This is a genomic window from Conyzicola nivalis (assembly GCF_040548875.1).
In the GTDB taxonomy this organism is placed as follows: Bacteria; Actinomycetota; Actinomycetes; order Actinomycetales; family Microbacteriaceae; genus Conyzicola; species Conyzicola nivalis_A.
This window is the reverse complement of the sequence record NZ_JBEPSJ010000002.1, coordinates 592321-613558: the sequence shown is the minus strand read 5'-3', so window position 1 is coordinate 613558 and position 21238 is coordinate 592321. Positions and strand designations below refer to the sequence as shown.

Genomic DNA, 21238 nt, shown 5'->3' with positions numbered 1-21238 from the left:
CGACAACTACTTCAGTTATCTAAGAGAGAAGCTAAATTGCTCGAAGTTCACGCTTTTGACGAAATCAAGATTGGTCTCGCGACAGCAGACGACATCCGTCGTTGGTCGCACGGTGAGGTTAAGAAGCCAGAGACCATCAACTACCGCACCCTGAAGCCCGAGAAGGACGGCCTGTTCGGCGAACAGATCTTCGGACCCTCGCGCGACTGGGAGTGCTCCTGTGGCAAGTACAAGCGAGTCCGCTTCAAAGGAATCGTCTGCGAGCGTTGCGGCGTCGAGGTCACCAAGTCCTCCGTACGTCGCGAGCGCATGGGCCACATCGAGCTCGCCGCACCCGTAACCCACATCTGGTACTTCAAGGGCGTTCCCTCGCGCTTGGGCTACCTGCTCGACATGGCGCCGAAGGACCTCGAGAAGGTCATCTACTTCGCCGCCTACATGATCATCTCCGTCGACGTGGATGCACGTCACGAAGACATGCCCGGCCTTGAGAACGAGCTCCGCCTCGAGATCAAGACCCTCGAAGGCCAGCGCGATGCCCGCATCGCCGACCGTCTGGGCAAGCTCGAGGAAGACCTGGCTGCCCTCGAGGCAGAAGGCGCCAAGAGCGATCAGAAGCGTCGCACCAAGGACGCAGCCGAGAAGGAGATGGGACAGGCCCGCAAGTCGTTCGACGAGCAGATCGCTCAGCTCGAGCGCGTGTGGGACGACTTCCGCAGCCTGAAGGTCGGCGACCTCAAGCCCGAGGACGCCGTCTTCCACGACCTGCAGGACCGTTTCGGAACCTACTTCGAGGCCTTCATGGGCGCCGAGGCGATCCAGAAGCGTCTTCAGGCCTTCGACCTCGCAACCGAGAGCGTCGACCTGCACGACCAGATCGCCAACGGCAAGGGCCAGAAGAAGATCCGCGCGATCAAGCGACTGCGCGTCGTCAACTCCTTCCTCCAGACCGGCAACTCGCCGGCCGCCATGGTGCTCGAGGTCGTTCCGGTCATCCCGCCCGAGCTGCGCCCGATGGTCCAGCTCGACGGTGGCCGTTTCGCCACGTCCGACCTCAACGACCTCTACCGTCGTGTGATCAACCGCAACAACCGCCTGCGTCGCCTGCTCGACCTCGGTGCTCCCGAGATCATCGTGAACAACGAGAAGCGCATGCTGCAGGAGGCCGTTGACGCGCTGTTCGACAACGGTCGTCGTGGACGCCCCGTCACCGGTACCGGCAACCGCGCCCTCAAGTCCCTGAGCGACATGCTCAAGGGCAAGCAGGGTCGTTTCCGCCAGAACCTGCTCGGAAAGCGCGTCGACTACTCCGGCCGTTCGGTGATCATCGTCGGACCGCAGCTCAAGCTGCACCAGTGTGGTCTCCCGAAGCAGATGGCTCTCGAGCTGTTCAAGCCGTTCGTGATCAAGCGCCTCATCGACCTCAGCCACGCTCAGAACATCAAGAGCGCCAAGCGCATGGTCGAGCGTTCGCGCCCGCAGGTGTGGGACGTGCTCGAGGAGATCATCCGCGAGCGCCCCGTGCTGCTGAACCGCGCACCTACCCTTCACCGCCTGGGCATCCAGGCCTTCGAGCCTCAGCTCGTCGAGGGTAAGGCCATCCAGCTGCACCCGCTCGTGTGTGCCGCGTTCAACGCCGACTTCGACGGTGACCAGATGGCAGTCCACCTGCCGCTGTCCGTCGAGGCGCAGGCCGAGGCGCGCGTGCTCATGCTCGCGTCGAACAACATCCTCAAGCCGTCTGACGGCCGACCGGTGACCCTGCCCACCCAGGACATGATCGTCGGACTGCACCACATGACGACGCTCAAGCCCGAGGCTGCCGGCGAGGGCCGCGCGTTCTCGTCGATCGCAGAAGCGATTCTCGCCTTCGACCAGAAGTCGCTCGACCTCAACGCCAAGGTGCGCATCCGTCTCGAGAACCTGCACTTCGCAGAGGGTGAAGCCCCCGAGGGCTTCGAGCAGGGCGACCGCGTACTCCAGGAGACGACCCTCGGTCGCGCCCTGTTCAACGAGGCTCTCCCCGTGGACTACCCCTACGTCGAGGCGCTTGCCGACAAGAACCAGCTGTCGACGATCGTCAACGACCTCGCGGAGCGGTACCCCAAGGTCGAAGTAGCAGCGACCCTCGACCGGATCAAGGACGCCGGTTTCCACTGGGCATCCCGTTCGGGCGTGACCGTGGCTCTCTCCGACATCCTGACCCCGCCGAACAAGCGCGAGATCATCCAGGGCTACGAGAAGCAGGCCACCAAGGTCCAGGACCAGTTCGAGAAGGGTCTCACCACCGAGGCCGAGCGTCGTCAGGAGCTCATCGAGATCTGGAACAAGGCAACCGCTGAAGTCGCCAAGGCGATGGAAGACAATCTGCCGGTAGACAACAACATCTACCGAATGGTGTCGTCCGGAGCACGTGGTAACTGGATGCAGATCCGCCAGATCGCCGGTATGCGTGGACTGGTGTCGAACCCGAAGGGTGAGATCATCCCTCGCCCGATCGTCAACAGCTACCGCGAGGGCCTCTCCGTGGCCGAGTACTTCATCTCGACTCACGGTGCCCGTAAGGGTCTGGCTGACACGGCTCTGCGTACCGCAGACTCGGGTTACCTCACGCGTCGTCTCGTCGACGTCTCGCAGGATGTCATCATCCGCGAAGACGACTGCGGCACCTCGAAGGGTCTCGACATGCCGATCGCGGCGCAGGACGCCAGCGGAACCTGGGTGCTCGACAGCAACGTCGAGAACTCGGTCTACGCTCGCAGCCTCGCAACGGCAGCGGTCAACGACAAGGGCGAGGTCATCGCAGAGGCCGGGGCAGACGTCGGAGACGTCCTCCTCGACACGCTGCTGGCCGCCGGAGTCCACAACATCAAGGTGCGTTCGGTCCTCACGTGTGAGTCCGCCGTCGGTGTGTGTGCGGTCTGCTACGGTCGCTCGCTTGCTACCGGTCTCCTCGTCGACATCGGCGAGGCCGTCGGTATCATCGCGGCCCAGTCGATCGGCGAGCCCGGTACCCAGCTGACCATGCGTACCTTCCACACCGGTGGTATCGCTTCCGCCGATGACATCACGCAGGGTCTGCCGCGCGTAACCGAGCTGTTCGAGGCTCGTACCCCCAAGGGTGCGTCTCCGATCGCCGAGGCCGCCGGCCGCATCACCATCGAGGACACGGACCGTAGCCGCAAGCTCATCCTGACCCCCGACAATGGTGACGAGCCCGTTGCCTACCCGGTTCTGCGTCGCGCGACCCTCCTCATCGAGGATGGCCAGCACGTCGAGCTCGGGCAGCAGCTGCACGTCGGAAACCTCGACCCGAAGGAAGTTCTCCGCGTCAAGGGCGTGCGTGCGGTTCAGCTGCACCTCGTCGATGGTGTGCAGGGCGTCTACCGCTCGCAGGGTGTGCCGATTCACGACAAGCACATCGAGGTCATCGTTCGCCAGATGCTCCGCAAGGTCACCGTGGTCGACCACGGCGACACCGGACTCCTGCCGGGCGAGCTCGTCGACCGCTTGAAGTACAACGAGCTCAACCGTGCGGTTCTCACCGAGGGCAAGCAGACCGCCTCGGCCCGCCAGGAAGTCCTCGGTATCACCAAGGCCTCCCTCGCGACCGAGTCGTGGCTGTCGGCCGCTTCCTTCCAGGAGACGACCCGCGTTCTCACGCAGGCCGCCATGGAGGGCAAGAGCGACCCGCTCATGGGCCTCAAGGAGAACGTCATCATCGGAAAGCTCATCCCGGCCGGCACGGGTCTCCCGCGCTACCGCGATGTCTCGGTGGAGGCGACGGAGGAAGCCAAGGCCGAGCGTTACCCGAACCGCATCTTCACGGATGACTCGGTATTCAGCGAGGCAGACCTGAGCTTTGTCGATTTCGACACGTTCTCGTCTGACGACTACACGCCGGGTACGTACAACTAAGCACCACCGCTCCCTGAGCTTGTCGAAGGGAGAACGGGCTCCTCACCTCCGGGTGGGGAGCCCGTCGGCGTTTAACCTCGAAATGCTCACGTTGGTAGGCTTCGAGGGTTGAGGCGCCGTGTGCTTCCCTCAGCGCAATCGGAGTCTGTCGTGAAAACCCGTACTGGCGCCGTCGGCGCAATCGTCGCCGTTGTGCTCGCGGCGGTGACCCTCTCGGGCTGCGGCAACATCGACGCGGCCACCGGCGCCGGCGACGATTTCGAGAGATTTATGAGCGAGCAAGAGCACATCACCGGCGCCGCGGGCGGCGGCACCAACGACCTTCCCTGGCAGGGCTCGCCCAGCGGGGAGGTGACGGTGCGCGAAGACATCTCGGCCGACGATCTCGAGACGGTCGTCGACATCGTGGGCGAGTACTACGTCGATCACGACCGGGGAAACCTCGACTGGAAGCGTATGAACGTCAACATCGGCGGGTTCCGGCTGGCCGTGGAGAAGACCAAGTCGCTCAACGACGACCTGCGGGCGCTGTTCGAGGTGATCCGTGAGAACCCGATCTATGACGGCGGAGATATTCAGCTGAGAGAGATCGAGTTGACGGTCGACGGAGATCCGTCGGTCGACGCGCTCGACCTGTTGAACTCCTCGTTCGCCGACCTCGAAGACCATTTTGTCGAGTACACCGATATCGAGGGGCGTCCCGCCCTCTCCGACACGATCAGCGTCGTGTTCGAGAGCGCCGACGACGGCGATCGGTTTATATTCACGCAGTCGGGAGTGGGCCAACGCCCCGACGCCGAGATCGCAGCGTTCCAGGCGCTGTGGGCGAGCATCACTCTCGAATATGCCCGCGTCGAAAAGAACAGCTTCTATGTCCAGCTCGCCGACGAGGCGAGCGTTCCCGCGGCGGACGCTTTGGTCAGGTCGCTGCTGGTGGGCTACCCCGAGGGCGCCATCACCGTCAACGGTCCGCGAGGCTGAGCCTCTCCCTCCTGAGCTCGTCGAGGCGCGTTCCAAGCTACGATTCTGGTGACGGACGCCCTCACGAGGGGCACCTCGCAACGGTGGGAGACAACCATGACCGCATACGTATCGCTGTTCGACCTGCTCTCCGTGGGCATCGGACCCTCGAGCTCTCATACGGTCGGCCCGATGCGCGCCGCCCGCTCGTTCGCCGGCTCTCTCGCCGCCGCCGGGCTGCTCGACGACGTGCGCGCCGTCACCTGCTCGCTGTTCGGCTCGCTCGGAGCTACCGGCATCGGCCACGGAACCCCCGACGCGGTCGTCGCCGGGCTCGAGGGATTCGACCCCGAGACGTGCGACCCGTCGTCGGTGCGCGGCGCCTGGTCGGGATTGCGCCTCAGCGGGCGGCAATCCCTCGTCGCCGTCGGCGCGGCTTCAGGGGCGCGGATGCTCGTGCCCGCCATGCCGCAGGGAACTCGCGAAACGCTGCGGCTCGCCGGCACCCACGTGGTCGAGTTCCACCGCGACGACATCACCCTCGACCCGCACACCCGCCTGCCCGGGCACCCGAACGCGCTCACGCTGACGGCCTGGAACGAGGATCGGACCAGCCCGCTGCTCACCGAGACCTATTATTCGATCGGCGGGGGATTCATCCGCCGTGAGGGCGAAGAGGCACAGTTGGCGGCCCTCGCGCCGCATCCGCTGCCCTTCTCCACGGCCGACGAGCTGCTCGCCATCTGCGCCCGCGAGGGCATCTCGATCGACGAGGTCGCGCTGCGCAACGAGGTGGCGCTGCACCCGGGCCACGACGTCGGCGCGCGCATCGACGTGATCTGGGCCGCGATGGCCTCCTGCGTCGAGAACGGTCTCACGAACACCGGCATGCTGCCCGGCCCGCTCGGTGTGAAGCGCCGCGCGTCTGCACTGCGGGCCAAGCTCGAGGCCGACGAGCCGCGGGTCGACCGCGAACGGTCGGGGGAGTGGCTGCAGGCCTTCGCCCTCGCCGTCAACGAGGAGAACGCCTCCGGAGGCCGCGTGGTCACGGCGCCCACCAACGGGGCGGCCGGCATCCTGCCCGCCGTCGCCTACTACTACCTGCGGTTCGTGCCCGGGGCCGACCCGGCGGGAATCCGTCGCTACCTGCTCACCGCCACGGCGATCGGCTCGCTGTTCAAGGCCAACGCCTCGATCTCCGGTGCCGAGGCTGGATGCCAGGGGGAGGTCGGTTCGGCCTGTGCGATGGCCGCGGGCGCCCTGTGCGCCGTGCTCGGCGGCACCCCGGAGCAGGTGGAGAACGCGGCGGAGATCGCGATGGAGCACCACCTCGGCCTCACCTGCGACCCCGTCGGAGGACTCGTGCAGATCCCCTGCATCGAGCGCAACGCCATCGCAGCGTCGACCGCGGTGAGCGCCGCCCGGCTCGCGATGCTCGGCGACGGTACCCACATCGTCAGCCTCGACACCGTGATCGAGACGATGCGCCAGACCGGCATCGACATGTCGACGAAGTACAAGGAGACGAGCGAGGGCGGCCTGGCGGTCAACGTCATCGAGTGCTGAGACGCCGCCACCCCCACCTCAGGGGTATGGCTAAGCCTCAGGCAACAGGTTACGTTTGCACCCTGTTCGCATGATGCCGCGCCAGGGGGCCCACGGCGTCACCAATCTGTAGTGAGGAGATGCAATGGCAACCCTCACCGAAATTCTGATTCTGCGTGGCGTCGTTCCCATCGAGAACCTGGACTCCATCTCGGGGGCCTGGGGCGAAGACGAAGACGCCGTGAAGGCGCTCGTCGACAAGGGCATCGTCACCGAGGTGCAGCTCGCCTCCGCGCGGGCCGCCCAGGCGGAGCTGCCGTTCGTGGAGCTCATGGAGTTCCCGGTCGACCGCACCGCCGTGTCGCTCGTTCCGGCTGCCATGTGCCGTCGCTACCAGATCCTGCCGATCGGCATCATCGGCGACATCCTCACCCTCGCCATGGTCGACCCCGGCGACGTCTTCGCGATCGACGACGTGCGCGCAGCGGCCCGCATGCAGATCCGCCCGGTCGTGGCCGCCCCGAGCGACCTCCGCCAGGCGATCGACCGCTACCACCGCGCCGACGGCGAGCTCAGCGACCTGACGACCGCCCTCGAAGAGGAGAGCGGAACGACCGACGTCGTCGTCGCAGGTGTCGGCGACGCGATGGAGGACGACGCGCCGATCGTGCGGTTCGTGAACCTGCTCATCAGCCAGGCCATCCAGGACAAGGCATCCGATATCCACATCGAGCCCGGCGAACGCGAAGTGCACGTGCGCTACCGCATCGACGGAGTGCTGCACCAGATGCAGTCCGCGCCCAAGGCGATCCAGAACGGCGTGATCTCGCGCCTCAAGATCATGAGCGAGATCGACATCGCCGAGCGGCGCAAGCCGCAGGATGGCCGCATGTCGGTCACCCACGGCGGGCGCAAGATCGACCTGCGCGTCGCGACCCTGCCCACCGTGTGGGGCGAAAAGGTCGTCATGCGAATCCTCGACACCTCGAGCACCACAGTGTCGATGGACAACCTCGCGCTGCTGCCCCGCAACCTCGCGGCCTACAAGTCGTCGTACACGAAGCCGTACGGCATGATCCTCGTCACGGGCCCCACCGGTTCGGGCAAGTCGACCACGCTGTACACGACCCTCGGCGCTGTCGCCAAGCCCGAGATCAACGTCATCACCGTCGAAGACCCGGTGGAGTACCGGATGCCGGGCATCAACCAGGTGCAGGTGAACTCCAAGGCCGGCCTCACGTTCGCCTCCGCGCTGCGCTCCATCCTGCGCTCCGACCCCGACGTCGTGCTGATCGGTGAGATCCGCGACCACGAGACCGCCCAGATCGCCATCGAGGCGTCGCTCACCGGCCACCTCGTGCTGTCCACGCTTCACACCAACGACGCCCCGAGCGCCATCACGCGACTGACCGAGATGGACATCGAGCCGTTCCTCGTCGGCTCTGCGCTCGACTGCGTCGTCGCCCAGCGCCTCGCCCGCCGCCTCTGCGACCGGTGCAAGGCGCCGTACCAGCACGACCCGGAGCAGCTCGCTGCGCTGCGGTTCGCGTTCGACCCGAACCGTCCGCCGCCCACCCTGTACCACCCGGTCGGCTGCACGAACTGCTCGAACACCGGGTACCGCGGGCGCATCGCGCTGCACGAGGTCATGCTCGTCACCGAGCAGATCGAACGCCTCGCCGTCGCACGAGCGTCGAGCGCCGAGATCGGCAAGGTCGCCATGGAGCAGGGGCTCATCCCCCTGCGCTGGGACGGCTGGGCGAAGGTCCAGATGGGACTGACCTCGGTCGAAGAGATTATGAGAGTGGTTGTATGAACGCGTCTGCCTACGATCCCGAGGGCGAACTGCCGCCGCCGCCTCCCTCCTACCTCAACGCGCCGCCGCCCACGTCGCCGCCCGCCGGTTACGCGACGGCTCCGCCGCCCCCGCCGTCCGCGGGCGTCGACTACTCGCAGCCGTTCGACCCCTCGGCGTTCCCGCCGCCCGGTGGCTACCAGCCGGCGGGCCGTGAGACCTATCAAGCTCCGGATGCGCCCCAGGCCGCGCCGGACTTCTCGGCCGCGTCGGCCTACGACTCCTCGTTCGACCCTGCCGCCTTCGCGGCTCCGGTCTTCGAAGCGCCCTCGTACGACACGGCGTTCGACCCGACCGCGTTCGCACCGCCCGCCCCTGCCTCGGCGTTCGACACGTCTGCCTTCGAGCCGTCGTCGCACGAGGGCGTGCCGATCTTCGACACCGGCGCATTCGACACCCCGCCGGCGTTCGCCGCCCCCGTCGCCGAGCCCGCCCCGGTCGCCGAGCCCGCTCCGGTCGCTGAGCCCGCTCCGGTCGCCGAGCCTGCTTCGGTCGCAGAGCCTGCCCCGGTCGCTGAGCCTGCCGAAGCGCCCGCCCCGCCCACGTACGCGGCACCGTCCGCCGCCCCGGTCGCCAAACCCGATCCGGTCGCTGAGCCTGTCGAAGCGACCGCCGCCGCGTCACCCGCGGCCCCCATCCCGATCCCCGAGCCGTTCGAGCCAGCGGCCTTCGCGCCGCCGTCGCCGTCGACCGCCGTGCCCACTTTCGAGGCTCCGGTCGCGGCGCACGCGGCACCCACTTCGTTCGAGGCGCCGGCCGCCGCCCATGCCGCGCCGCCCGCAACCGACGCGCCCGTCACCGTGCCGCCGCCCGTCGCCGCGCACGCAGCGACCCCCGTCCCGGCGTTCGAAGACCTCCTCGCGGCGCCCGCGCCGTCTCCGGCGACCGCCGCCGGACCCACCTACGCCCCGCCCGCGTTCGCGGCCCCGGTGCCGCCCGTTCCCACCGCGTCCGATGTGGCGGCACTCGCCGCTGCGGCCGCCGAGCTCGGCGGTCGACGTGCGGAGCGCGAACGCGTTCAGCCGGCGACACCCGCCCCGACCGCGGCGAAAGCCGCGGCATCCGCCCCGCCTCTCGAGGTCGGGCTCGGCCAGGAGGGCAGCGACCCCGACCTGGTCGCCGCGCTGAACTCCGTCGTGCAACTGCGCGCATCCGACCTCCACGTCGGTGTCAACGCGGCGCCGATGATCCGCGTCGACGGCGGGCTGCGGCCCATCCCCGGGCTCGAGGCCTGGGACGCCGACAAGGTGATGACCGCCCTGCACAGCATCATGTCGCCCGAGCACCGCGACCAGTTCGCGAACGAGCTCGAGCTCGACTTCGCCTACACGCTCTCGGAGACCTCGCGTTTCCGCGTCAATATCTACCAGCAGCGCAACGTGCTCGGGGCGGCGTTCCGACTGATCCCGACCGAGATCAAGCAGCTCGAGGCGCTCGGCATCCCCGAGCGCATCGGCAAGTTCGCGCAGCTTCCTCGCGGGCTCGTGCTGGTCACCGGACCCACCGGTTCGGGCAAGTCGACCACGCTCGCCGCGCTCATCGACCTCGTCAACTCCACGCGCAGCGACCACATCGTCACGGTGGAAGACCCGATCGAGTTCATGCACCAGAACAAGAAGTCGCTCGTGAACCAGCGCGAGGTCGGCCACGACACGCACAGCTTCAACAACGCGCTCAAGCACGTGCTGCGCCAGGACCCCGACGTAATTCTCATCGGCGAGCTCCGCGACCTCGAGACCATCTCGGTGGCGCTGACCGCCGCCGAGACCGGCCACCTCGTCTTCGCCACCCTGCACACGCAGGACGCCCCGCAGACGATCGACCGGGTCATCGACGTGTTCCCGCCGCACCAGCAGGACCAGGTGCGCGCCCAGCTCGCCGCGACCCTGCAGGGGGTCGTCTGCCAGACGCTCATCAAGAAGGCCCACGGCGAGGGCCGCGCGGTCGCCACCGAGGTACTCATCACAACGCCGGCCGTCGCCAACCTCATTCGTGAGGGCAAGACCTACCAGATCCACTCGGCGATGCAGGCCGGGCGCGAGATGGGCATGCACACCATGGACCAGCACCTCGCCGACCTCGTCAACGCCAGGCAGATCACCCACCAGGCCGCCTACGAGAAGGCGCACGACCTCGAAGACCTCAAGCAGCTGATCTCGCGGAGCGGCTCCGAGGGCGCGTCGCACGACTTCTCGGCACAGTCATCCGAGATCGACTTCGACGACTCGTTCTCGCGCAAGGGAGCCTGACCATGGCCGCGACGAAGACCTTCGCCTACACCGCGCGCGACACGAGCGGCAAGGTCGTCAAGGGCCGAGTGGATGGCACGACCGAGGGTGTCGCGGTCGCCAAACTGCGCACGATGGGCGTATCGCCGATCACGGTGGCAGAAACCGCGGGCGGCACGGGCCTCAACATGGAGATCAACCTCCCGGGGATGGGGAAGAAGGTCACCCTCAAGGACCTCGCCGTGATGAGCCGCCAGATGGCGACCATGCTGGCCGCCGGCCTATCGCTGCTGCGGGCGCTCACCATCCTCGCCGAGCAGACGGAGAACAAGAAGCTCGCCGCGACTCTCAACGACGTGAGAACTCAGATCGAGAGCGGGTGGTCGTTCTCTGACAGCCTGGCCAAGCACCCCGACGTGTTCCCACGGTTGATGGTGTTCCTCGTAAAAGCGGGCGAAACCGGCGGATTCCTCGACGGCGCGCTCGAGTCGATCGCCGACAACTTCGAGTCAGACGTCAAGCTGCGCGCGACGATTAAGTCGGCGCTGACGTACCCCGTCGCCGTGCTCATCATGGCGTTCCTCGCCGTGATCGGCATGCTGATCTTCATCGTTCCGGTGTTCGAGGCGATGTTCAAGGACTTCGGCGGCGATCTGCCGCTCCCCACGCAGGTTCTCGTCGTGCTGTCGGCAAATATGATCTGGATAGCTCCGCTGCTCCTCGTAGTGATTGTGGCCACGGCCGTGTGGTGGCGGACGAATAAGAACAAGGACTCAGTCCGAGCGGTCTTCGATCCGCTTCGGCTGAAGATCCCCGTCTTCGGGGAGCTGTTCAAGAAGGTCGCGATCGCCCGCTTTACTCGCAACTTCTCGACCATGATGGCTTCCGGTGTGCCGATCCTGCAGTCGCTCAGCATCGTCGGCGAGACCTCCGGCAACTGGGTGATAGAGGAGGCACTGCGCAAGGTGCAGGAGTCAGTTCGCCAGGGCAAGTCGATCGCCGGTCCGCTCGGCGACGAACCGGTGTTCCCCTCGATGGTCACGCAGATGATCGCCGTCGGTGAGGACTCGGGCTCGCTGGAGACCATGCTGGAGAAGATCGCCGACTTCTACGACGATGAGGTGCAGAGCACTGCGGAGTCGCTCACGGCGCTCATCGAGCCGCTCATGATCGGCATCATCGGCGCGGTCATCGGCGGCATGATCGTTGCGCTGTACATGCCCGTGTTCAGCATTTTTGAGCAGATCAACTGACCCTTCGGTCTTCTGAACCAACCCCCCACTTCTAGGGTCTGTCGCCACCGGGAGTTGTCCCCCACCATTGCGGTGGGGGTCAATTCTTTGGGGGCCACCTGTCCACACTCACTTAACTGACAGGAAACAGCTATGTTCACGACCATCAACCGGGCACTGGATGCCAGCCGTCTCAAGCGCGAAGAGAACCAGAAGGGCTTCACGCTCATCGAGCTCCTCGTGGTCGTCGTCATCATCGGCATCCTCGCCGCCATCGCCATCCCAGTGTTCCTCAGCCAGCGCGAAGGCGCTTGGAAGGCCTCCGTCGAGTCCGACCTGAAGAACGCTGCGCTGGCGCTGGAGACGTACTCCATGGGTAAGAACGGCTCGCTGTCCGGACTCGCCGACGGCGACTTCCCGATCACCAACGTCGTCTTCACCCCGACCAAGGGAAACAAGGTCAACGCCGACTTCACCGGCAACACCTATGTCCTCACCGGCACCAACACCGACCTGGGCTCCACGAAGTCGCTCAAGTACAGCAGCGGCGCGGGCGGCCTCGGCAGCTGGGTCGGCTAGCACAGCCAGCACGTACGTCTATGGGGCGTCGCGAGACGGCGCCCCATAGACGCTGCATAAGATGCGTCTAAGAGCAGCGAGACGCACTTCAAGACCACTGACGGACTACCGGGGGAGGGCGCCGTGAAGAACCTGCACGCTCGCGCTCTCTCGCGAGTCGACCGCGAAGACGGCTTCACGCTGATCGAGGTCGTCGTGGCCATCGTCATTCTGGGAATTCTCTCTACCGCGTCTCTCGGCATTTACATCTCGAGTGCTAACGCTTCGACGATGCAGCAGAGGCGCGAGGTGGCCGTCACCATCGCCAACCAGCAGATGGAGTTGGTGAACTCCTGGTCGACCGAGCCGAACGCGGCGAGCGGCACCAGCGAGCTGTACACCGGCCGCAAGCGCACCGACGTGACAACCGCGTGGGCGGCGAACTCTACTATCTCCGGTGTCGCCCAGACGTATCCAGTGTGGGATCAGCGACTGACGCCGCCGCTCCCGGCGGCCATACCGATAGTCAAAGCCGATCCCGTCCAGTTGAACGGCACCACGTTCTCCGTCGAAACGCTTCTGGGCACCTGTTACCAACTCAAGGGCATCGGCGGAAACTGCGGTAAGGTCACGGGGTTCGCCGGATACCCGACCGCACCGTCCTCGAGCATGCTCGCCACCTATACACCGCTGACCCGGGTCATCGTGATCGTACGCTGGACCGCCGGATCCATGTGCAGCTCGGGCGACTGCAGCTATGTGACTTCCACTCTCATCGACCTCAACGGCGACCTGACATGGAACACGCATGACTAGCCTCCGGCGCCGATTGCGACTGATGAGGTCGGAGCGGCAAGTCGGATTCTCACTCATCGAGCTAGTCGTGGCGATGGGCATCTTTATGGTGTTCGTAAGCCTCTTCCTCGCGGCCGTCCTCGCGCTGTCCAACGGCACCACCCGTGCTCGCCTTACTGCCGAGGCGTCGAGCGGTGTGCTGCTCGTTTTCCAGAACGCCGACCGGCAGGTTCGGTACGCCGACGCAATCAGCATCCCCGGCAACGGCGCCTCCGGTGCTCGTTACATCGAGTTCCGCACGCCGGCCGCGAGCGCGCGGGACTTCGTCGTCACCTGCACGCAGTGGCGTTACCAGCCAACCACGGGATCTATCTCTTCCCGCGAGTGGCGTGACGTCGCGGGTGCCACTCCGACGCCGTGGGCCCAGAAGCTCTCGGGCGTGGTTCCGAAAAGCGACACCACGTACCCTTTCGAGCTCTTGCAGCCGGGAGCGACCGGGTCAACGAAGCAGCAGTTCCAGCTGTGGCTCCATTCGGGCAAGGCAGACCACACAGGCGGGGCTGAGATCAAGACCCAGTTCGTCGCCCGCAACAGCTCGACATCTTCGCCGACCAACGTCGGCGGCTCCATCTGCACGACGGTGCCGCGGCCATGACCCGACGAACGGAACCGATGATCTCCCGTAGCGCAATCGAGAAGAGGCTCGCCCACGTCGGAGGTGAGCGGGGGGTCGCGCTGATGAGCGCCATGCTGTTCATGATCCTTCTCACCGGCATGTCGCTCGTGCTTCTCAGCGTCATCCTGGCGCAGATCGGCCCGTCATACGCTGCGCAAAAGGGCACCAAGACCGTGTACACCGCTCAGGCGGGGCTCCAAGCCGCCCTCGGCGTCGTTCGAACTGCCGCAGGGACGCCCGTGGCGGGTGTCGAGTTCGGCGCTCCCAGCAAGCTGCCATGCACGGTGACCGGAAGGCTCGACGGAAACAGCGCAGACCTTTCGTACACCGTGTCGCTGCGGTACTACTCCGTCGACCCGACGGGCAAAGACGAGACCTGGTTAAACACGACCGCAACCCGGCTGACCTGCAGTACGCCGGGCGGTGTCTCCGGCGAGCCGAAGTTCGCCTACCTCGTCGCGCAGGGTGCCGGCGCGGCCGCGCCCGGCCGCGCCGCGGACGAGGGAAATCGTTCCGTGGCAGCCGTATACAAGTTCAAGATCACAAACATCAATATCCCTGGCGGACGGATCTTCAGTGGCACCGAATGCCTGCAGGCGTGGCCCGTCACAGCGGGCGGGGCAATAGTCGTCGGATCGAAGATCCGATTTGTGAGCGCGGCGAATTGCACCGAGGCGAACAAGGATCGCCAGATGTGGAGCTACGACGCCAGCTACCAGATCAAGCTCGCGAGCTCGGTCCATCCCGGACCGGCGCTGTGTATCACCGGTCGGACGATGAGCCAGACGGACGCGACGGATGCCACGCTCGCCGAGTGCCTGACCGGAGACCCGCGGTACACACAGCTGTGGAGCTGGGACGGCTCGTACACATGGAAAGGCCAGAACAGTCCCATCAGCTCCGGCGAAAGAGGAGTATTCCTCGCTCGTGGCGGTGACCCAGCAGTTCTGCAGGTCTCCAACTCCGATCCCTCCGATTTTGAGCCAGCCGCCGGCGTCGGCGCCGGAGCCGCCAGCAAGACCACGAACCAGATCGTCAACTATAAGGAATTCGGTCGCTGCATCGACGTCACTAACGGAGAGCCCACCTACGCGTTCCTGATCCTGTTCCCCTGTAAACAGGACCCGTCTCTTTCGCCGCGCGGCGTGTATTGGAACCATCAGTTTTTCTACAACGAGCCACCCGCCGGACAGACGACTCTGGTCGATCAGCAGATCTACGTGCTGCAGGACTATCAGGCAGCGAACCGGTTCTGCCTAGAGACACCCGCTTCGGGCCGCCTCGTGGTCGTGCGACCGTGCAGCTCAGAGAGCACCCCGGACGCGAGGAAGTGGACTCGAACGTCAAAGACCGCTGATTATGCCACGAGCTACCTGATTAAGAACCACGCCGGCCTTTGCCTCACCGCCGACACCGCCGAGGGCTTGTACCGCGGCTGGTCGAAGCTGACGGTGCGCACTTGTGACGGTCTGCCGTGGCAGAAATGGAACGCACCCGCGAACGACAACGTGTCGACCTTCGGCAGTTTCAGAGAGATCGGCTGATGGACCCCGTCCATCTCGTGGTCATTGTCATCACCGGACTGCTCGGCCTGGTCATCGGCTCCTTCCTCAACGTCGTCATATACCGGGTTCCTATCGGAAAGTCCATCGTTGCGCCGCCGAGCTCCTGCACCTCGTGCGGAGCCCCGATCAGTCCCCGAGACAACATTCCCGTGCTCTCGTGGATACTGCTTCGCGGCCGCTGTCGTCGCTGTGATGCTCGGATCCCGGCAAGGTACCCCCTCGTGGAAGCGGCCACCGGCGCGTTGTTCGCCCTCACCGCGTTCAGGTTCGCCATCCCCCTCGACGCCCCGACGACGACCGTCGTGGCTAGCGTTGTGCTCTTGGTCGCGGCACTCTATTTCGCCGCCGTCACCATCGCGCTAGCCGCGATCGATCTCGACGTCCACAAACTTCCAAACGCGATCGTGCTGCCGTCGTACATCGTCGTCGGAACATTGCTTGTTGCGGCATCGGCCATCTACGGCGACTTCTCGCAGCTGGTGAGCGCCGCCATCGGCGGAGCGGCCCTCTTCGGGGCGTATTTCGTGATGGCTCTCGTCTATCCCGGCGGAATGGGATTCGGCGACGTGAAGCTCGCGGGCGTCATCGGAATGCTTTTGGGATTCCTCGGTTGGGGCACGCTCATTGTCGGGGCGTTCGCGGCCTTCGTGCTCGGCGGCGTGTTCGGTGTGGCTTTGCTGATTGGGCGCAGGGCGAACCGCAAGAGCGGCATACCGTTCGGGCCGTGGATGCTCGCGGGCGCGTGGTTGGGGATTTTCATCGGGGAGCGCAGTTGGAACTGGTATCTGGGCCTGTTCCAGCTCGCGTAATCGCACGGCATCAACGAGGGGCAAGTGAATGGCAACAAGAATTGTAGGAATCGATATCGGCAGCACGAGTGTGCGCGCTGTCGAAGTTGAGGGATCGACGAAAGCTAAGCCGAGTGTTGTGCGCTATCACGAAGTCCCCTTACCGTCGGGCGCAGCCAAGAGCGGTGAGGTCCTCGAGACGCACACCGTCGCGTCGGCGCTCAAGAAGCTCTGGAGCTCGGGGGGATTCAAGAGCAAGGATGTTGTTCTGGGAATGGGCAATCAGCGGGTAATCGCACGTGACCTCGTGATGCCGAAGATGTCACTTACCCAGATTCGCGAGGCGCTGCCGTTCCAGGTTCAGGACATGCTCCCTATGCCCGTCTCCGAGGCGCTCCTCGACTTCTACCCCATCTCCGAGGCCGAGGGCGAAAACGGCCCCGTCGTCAACGGTCTTCTGGTCGCCGCTGTCAAGCAATCAGTCCTCGCGAATGTCGACGCGGCGCTTCTCGCCGGCTTGACACCAGTAGAGGTGGACCTGATCCCGTTCGCGTTGTCCCGTCTTCAGGCCAGATCGCATGGAGGACCGGAGACCATTGCGATCGTCGACGTAGGATCTGCCACCACCAACGTGGTGATAATCATCGGGGGAGTGCCCCAGTTCGTCCGGATCATCCCGGCAGGCGGCAACGACGCGACTCTCGCAATTGCGATGAGTCTGGAGATCGAAGAAGGCATCGCTGAGAACGCGAAGCGTGCCCTCGGACTCTCCCCGTCCGCGGTCAATCCAGAACACAGGCCGATCCTCGAGCACATCCACCGCGCGTCCGCCGAACTGCTCAATAGCATCCGCAACACCCTCAGCTACTTCGACAACACCCACCAGGTGGCGAACGTGGAGCGCATCGTGCTGAGCGGCGGCGGCTCACGACTAGCCGGCTTCGCCAGCGCGCTCCAGGAACTAACCCGCACGGAGGTCGTGCTCTCGGACCCATTCGCGACACTGAACGCATCAAAGAGCGTCAGCCAGCACTCGCCAGACGTCCGAGACTCGATGTCTGTCGCGCTCGGCCTCGCCTTGGGATCGGCAGCATGAGCGCCCGCGGTACAAAGGAAGCCCGGCTGGTTCTCGGGGCCTCCCCACGAGTAGATCTACTGCCTCCTGAGGTCGCAGACCGAAAGAAGGGTGCCGCCGTCCGGCGAGCCCTGGTCTTCGGCGTCATCGGGGCGCTCGTACTTAGTGCGGGCGCGTATGCAATCGCCAGCTGGCAAGCCGTTGAGGCCAGAGTGAAATACGAGGATGCGCGTTTGACGACGTCGACGCTGTTGGCGCAGCAGTCGGAGTACGCCGAAGTACGCGCGCTCACTCAACAGATGGTGACGGTAGCAGACGCCCGTCAGGCGGGCGCGATCACGGAGATCGACTGGAACGAGTTCTACCTTCGGGTCGTCCCGACGCTGCCGGCGGGTGTCACCATAGAGGGGCTCGTGATCAAGTCGGGTTCGCCCCTCGCCGCACTGACTCCACCCACGGCACCGGGCCAGACGGTCCGCGCGGCGAACGTAACGTTCACCGTGTCCAGCCCATCCCTCGAACTCACGCAGGCATGGATCGTTGCGATGAAGAGCCTCCCCGAGTACGGGGGCGCGGTTGCGAAATCGGTCAGTCGAGGTGACGCTGGCGGCTACACAGTGGAAGTTCACCTCGCTGTGACCGACGCCGCGTACACCAACCGGTTTGCGCCATCTGTCGACGAGGCAGTAGCGACCGACGTAGAAGGCGAGAACTGACGATGAACAACAACAGAATCTGGATCATCTCCGGCGCTCTAGTTATCGTGATAGTGCTGACGCTCAGCGGGTTGCTCGGCGTGAAGCCCCAGCTTGACGCGGCGGCAGCAAGCGATTCCGACCGCGCCGCCGTAGAACTGCTGAACGGCCAACACGCGGCCGAGCTCATCCAGCTCAGAACGCAGGCGGAGACCATCGACGAACTGAGGTCTCAAGTAGCTGAGCTGCGCCGATCTGTGCCGGCTTCGGACGACTTGGACACGTTCATTGGCGAACTGGGCGCGCTGCAGGCAGTCAACGGAGTCGTCGTCACGAACTACACTCCGGCCGAGGCCGTGCTGTTCCTCCCGGCTCCCGCAGTCGAGGGGGCTATTCCGGCATCCGTGATGAACAATAACTTCGCTTCCATCTCTGTGGCGATAACTGTCACCGGAGCGCGGGAGTCGACGCTGAACTTCGTCAAGGGGCTGCAGACGGGGAGCAGGCTTGTTTTGGTTAGCGATGTAAGTGTGGCGCCTGCCGCGGACGGCGTCACCACGACGACCATCACAGGCCTCGTCTACGTTCTCCTCGATGTTCCATACGTCGACCCTGCGGCCGCGCCGGCACCCGCGCCGGAGGCCGCCGCCGCCGAGTAACACCGCTACCCGCCCGGATGCCCGCGCTCGCCCACCCAGGGCGACCGCGGGCATCCGTATTTCACGGCAGACCGGCTAGTCCCCGCTGGTCCGCTCGCATCGGTTGGTAGAGTGACACGACAAATTTTGATGGCCGCGCGGGCCTGCTAAGGAGTACTTCGATGGCCGACAAGACCGACGAACCCACGACGCCGACCGGAGAGAACCCGGTCTACGACAGCATCGTCGACGGCGGGGAGCCCGTGGTCGCGACCGTCGATTCCGAGCCGGATGCCGATGAAGCACCTCCCGCCCTGGTCGAGCCGGAAGAGATCGTCGTCGAAGAGAGCGAGACAGTCGGCTACGTCGACGACGAGCCCGTGTTCGTCGAAGAAGAGACCACCGTCGTAGAAGAGGCCTACGCCCCAGAAGACACCGGCGCGCACGAAGAGCCGCAGGCCGCGCAGGCCGCCTACGCCCCGCAGGAGCCTCAGGCGCCCGTCGCACCCGTCCCCCCGCAGCCCAGCGTCGTCTACGTGAACGCCCCGCAGGCGCCGGTCGACAAGGGCAACCGCGGCTTCGGCGTGCTCATCTCGGTGGCCGCCACGATCGTGTTCCTGATCGTGCTCGCCATCGTCATGACGATCATCTACAGCGCCCGCGCAGACGGGCTCTACCTCGACTTCCTCGGCCAGACGGCGTTCTATGTGCCGGCGCTGTTCTTCCTCATCGGATCGATCGTGCTGGTGCTGCTGCTCAACCGCGCCGGCTGGTGGACGTACGTCATCGGCAGCCTCGCCGTCGCGCTGTTCGTCTACTTCGCCACGATCGGCACCGTGCTGCTGAGCAACGGCGTCGTTCTGCTCACGCCGGCTGAGGCCGAAGAGCAGTTCCGACTCGGAACGGTCAGCCCGTTCACCATCGCCGCGGCGCTGGTGGCCCGCGAGATCATGATCTGGGCCGGAGCGATCATCGCGAACCGCGGCCGCAAGCTCAAGGTGCGCAACGCCGACGCCAAGGCCGCGTTCGAGCGCGAGCGGGCCCAGGCGCGCGGATACTGAGCCGTCGATGGGTGACGCCCAGCTGCCGCCACCTCCCGACCCGCGGATGCTGCCGCTTCTAGCGACAATCACCTACGGTGCGGGAGTCATCGCGCTGTGGGGCTTCGTGAGCCTCGCCCTCGACGTCGACGCGATCGCCCAGGCCGACGCAGGCCCCCTGCTGGGGCCGGCGATCGTGCTCACCGCATGCCTCATCACCTTCGCCGCGCTGCTGCGGGTGCGGCAGCGCACGAGCCCCACGGGGCCGGCGCTGGTCGCCGCGGCATCCGTATATATAGGGATGCTGCTCGTTGGCGCGGTCGGCTACACGCTCGTCACCGCCGACCTGTCGTGGTTCGTGCTGTTCATCGGTGCGTACGCGACGAGCCCCTTCGTGATCGGGGCGGCGCTGCTCGCCGCCGTCGACGTGCTCGTCGTGTGGGCGCTGACCCGTCACTGACTTGAGGTAGCACAGTGGTGCTGCGCTGCAGGCGAACTCATTTGACCGCCAGCCCCCGCGGGGATAGTATTTTGCAGGTGTGCGCTTTGTCGTGCGCTCCCGCCGTGCCCTCGTGGCGCTGAGGAGCAGCAACTCACCACATATATGGGGTCGTTCTCACGATCGCCCCCCACGGCATACCTGGCATCTGCCGGGTCCAGATGAACTCGAGATGAACTGCGAAGCTCACTCGAATGCTAACCATCATGCAGCTGTCACCGTGCAGTTATTACAAGGAGTTACTTAGTGCCCACCATTCAGCAGTTGGTCCGTAAGGGCCGTTCGCCGAAGGTCGTCAAGACCAAGGCGCCCGCCCTCAAGGGCAACCCGCAGCAGCGCGGCGTTTGCACCCGCGTCTACACGACCACCCCGAAGAAGCCGAACTCTGCCCTGCGCAAGGTCGCTCGCGTCAAGCTGAGCAACGGCACCGAGGTCACCGCCTACATCCCCGGTGAAGGCCACAACCTCCAGGAGCACTCCATGGTCCTGGTCCGCGGCGGTCGCGTTAAGGACCTCCCCGGTGTTCGTTACAAGATCGTTCGCGGCGCCCTCGACACGCAGGCCGTCAAGAACCGCAAGCAGGCTCGCAGCCGTTACGGCGCGAAGATGGAGAAGAAGTAATGCCTCGCAAGGGTCCAGCTCCCAAGCGCCCCGTAGTAGCCGATCCGGTCTACGGCGCCCCCATCGTCAGCCAGCTCGTCAACAAGATCCTTCTTGATGGCAAGAAGGGCCTCGCAGAGCGCATCGTCTACGGTGCACTCGAAGGCGTATCCGCCAAGAACGGCCAGGACGCCGTCGTCACCTTGAAGAAGGCCCTCGACAACGTTCGCCCCACCCTTGAGGTCCGCAGCCGCCGCGTCGGTGGCTCGACCTACCAGGTCCCGGTCGAGGTCAAGCCTCACCGTGCCAACACGCTCGCTCTCCGCTGGCTCACGAGCTACGCCAAGGGCCGTCGTGAGAAGACCATGACTGAGCGCCTCACGAACGAGATCCTCGACGCATCGAACGGCCTCGGCGCCGCGGTGAAGCGTCGCGAGGACACTCACAAGATGGCCGAGTCGAACAAGGCCTTCGCGCACTACCGCTGGTAACCAGCCTCATTCGAGGTGGCGGATGCCGCGGCATCCGCCACCTCGAATAACGCACCACCCCATCACCCAACTTCTTTCGG

The 21238-nt window shown here is 65.4% G+C and carries 18 protein-coding genes; all 18 read left to right on the top strand.

Annotation, left to right across the window (positions count from 1 at the left end; all coding sequences use genetic code 11):
* Positions 1-36 precede the first annotated feature (36 nt).
* The 18 genes from ABIE21_RS11680 to rpsG all read left to right on the top strand — a co-directional run bounded on the left by ABIE21_RS11680 (position 37) and on the right by rpsG (position 21158).
* A complete protein-coding gene (locus tag ABIE21_RS11680) occupies positions 37-3918 on the top strand; it encodes a DNA-directed RNA polymerase subunit beta' (RefSeq protein ID WP_354024979.1) in 3882 nt (1293 codons plus the stop codon).
* Positions 3919-4068: 150 nt separating this feature from the next.
* Positions 4069-4899 (top strand): hypothetical protein, encoded by an 831-nt coding sequence (locus ABIE21_RS11675; protein WP_354024978.1) that lies wholly within the window; start codon positions 4069-4071, stop codon positions 4897-4899.
* Between the two features lie 96 nt (positions 4900-4995).
* The gene (locus ABIE21_RS11670; RefSeq protein WP_354024977.1) at positions 4996-6444 is read left to right on the top strand and encodes an L-serine ammonia-lyase; all 1449 of its coding nucleotides are present in this window, start codon (positions 4996-4998) and stop codon (positions 6442-6444) included.
* A 124-nt stretch (positions 6445-6568) separates the two neighbouring features.
* Positions 6569-8239 carry a GspE/PulE family protein gene (locus ABIE21_RS11665; protein ID WP_354024976.1) on the top strand — a complete coding sequence of 557 codons (1671 nt, stop codon included), beginning with the start codon at positions 6569-6571 and terminating at the stop codon, positions 8237-8239.
* Positions 8236-10527, top strand: a complete 2292-nt coding sequence (locus ABIE21_RS11660) for a type IV pilus twitching motility protein PilT (RefSeq protein WP_354024975.1) — start codon at positions 8236-8238, stop codon at positions 10525-10527. Before ABIE21_RS11665 ends, ABIE21_RS11660 begins: the two co-directional genes overlap by 4 nt.
* Before the next feature lie 2 nt (positions 10528-10529).
* Positions 10530-11759 carry a type II secretion system F family protein gene (locus tag ABIE21_RS11655; RefSeq protein ID WP_354024974.1) on the top strand — a complete coding sequence of 410 codons (1230 nt, stop codon included), beginning with the start codon at positions 10530-10532 and terminating at the stop codon, positions 11757-11759.
* Between the two features lie 132 nt (positions 11760-11891).
* On the top strand, positions 11892-12317 hold the full coding sequence (locus ABIE21_RS11650) for a type II secretion system protein (RefSeq protein WP_354024973.1): 426 nt from the start codon (positions 11892-11894) through the stop codon (positions 12315-12317).
* 123 nt (positions 12318-12440) lie between these two features.
* Positions 12441-13112: a type II secretion system protein gene (locus ABIE21_RS11645; RefSeq protein WP_354024972.1), complete on the top strand. Its 672-nt coding sequence runs from the start codon at positions 12441-12443 to the stop codon at positions 13110-13112.
* A 67-nt stretch (positions 13113-13179) separates the two neighbouring features.
* Positions 13180-13746 carry a hypothetical protein gene (locus tag ABIE21_RS11640; protein WP_354024971.1) on the top strand — a complete coding sequence of 189 codons (567 nt, stop codon included), beginning with the start codon at positions 13180-13182 and terminating at the stop codon, positions 13744-13746.
* Positions 13747-13829: 83 nt separating this feature from the next.
* A complete protein-coding gene (locus ABIE21_RS11635; RefSeq protein WP_354024970.1) occupies positions 13830-15311 on the top strand; it encodes a hypothetical protein in 1482 nt (493 codons plus the stop codon).
* The gene (locus tag ABIE21_RS11630) at positions 15251-16141 is read left to right on the top strand and encodes a prepilin peptidase (RefSeq protein ID WP_354024969.1); all 891 of its coding nucleotides are present in this window, start codon (positions 15251-15253) and stop codon (positions 16139-16141) included. The genes ABIE21_RS11635 and ABIE21_RS11630 overlap by 61 nt, the downstream gene beginning before the upstream one ends.
* 28 nt (positions 16142-16169) lie before the next feature.
* Positions 16170-17216 carry a type IV pilus assembly protein PilM gene (pilM, locus tag ABIE21_RS11625; RefSeq protein WP_354024968.1) on the top strand — a complete coding sequence of 349 codons (1047 nt, stop codon included), beginning with the start codon at positions 16170-16172 and terminating at the stop codon, positions 17214-17216.
* The gene (locus ABIE21_RS11620) at positions 17213-17911 is read left to right on the top strand and encodes a hypothetical protein (RefSeq protein WP_354024967.1); all 699 of its coding nucleotides are present in this window, start codon (positions 17213-17215) and stop codon (positions 17909-17911) included. The genes pilM and ABIE21_RS11620 overlap by 4 nt, the downstream gene beginning before the upstream one ends.
* Before the next feature lie 2 nt (positions 17912-17913).
* Positions 17914-18549 carry a hypothetical protein gene (locus ABIE21_RS11615; protein ID WP_354024966.1) on the top strand — a complete coding sequence of 212 codons (636 nt, stop codon included), beginning with the start codon at positions 17914-17916 and terminating at the stop codon, positions 18547-18549.
* Between the two features lie 161 nt (positions 18550-18710).
* Complete coding sequence (locus tag ABIE21_RS11610; RefSeq protein ID WP_354024965.1) at positions 18711-19589, top strand: hypothetical protein; 879 nt, start codon at positions 18711-18713, stop codon at positions 19587-19589.
* Positions 19590-19596: 7 nt separating this feature from the next.
* On the top strand, positions 19597-20028 hold the full coding sequence (locus ABIE21_RS11605) for a DUF6121 family protein (RefSeq protein ID WP_354024964.1): 432 nt from the start codon (positions 19597-19599) through the stop codon (positions 20026-20028).
* A 285-nt stretch (positions 20029-20313) separates the two neighbouring features.
* Positions 20314-20688: a 30S ribosomal protein S12 gene (rpsL, locus tag ABIE21_RS11600; RefSeq protein WP_184232704.1), complete on the top strand. Its 375-nt coding sequence runs from the start codon at positions 20314-20316 to the stop codon at positions 20686-20688.
* Positions 20688-21158: a 30S ribosomal protein S7 gene (rpsG, locus tag ABIE21_RS11595; protein ID WP_130981948.1), complete on the top strand. Its 471-nt coding sequence runs from the start codon at positions 20688-20690 to the stop codon at positions 21156-21158. Before rpsL ends, rpsG begins: the two co-directional genes overlap by 1 nt.
* Positions 21159-21238 lie beyond the last annotated feature (80 nt).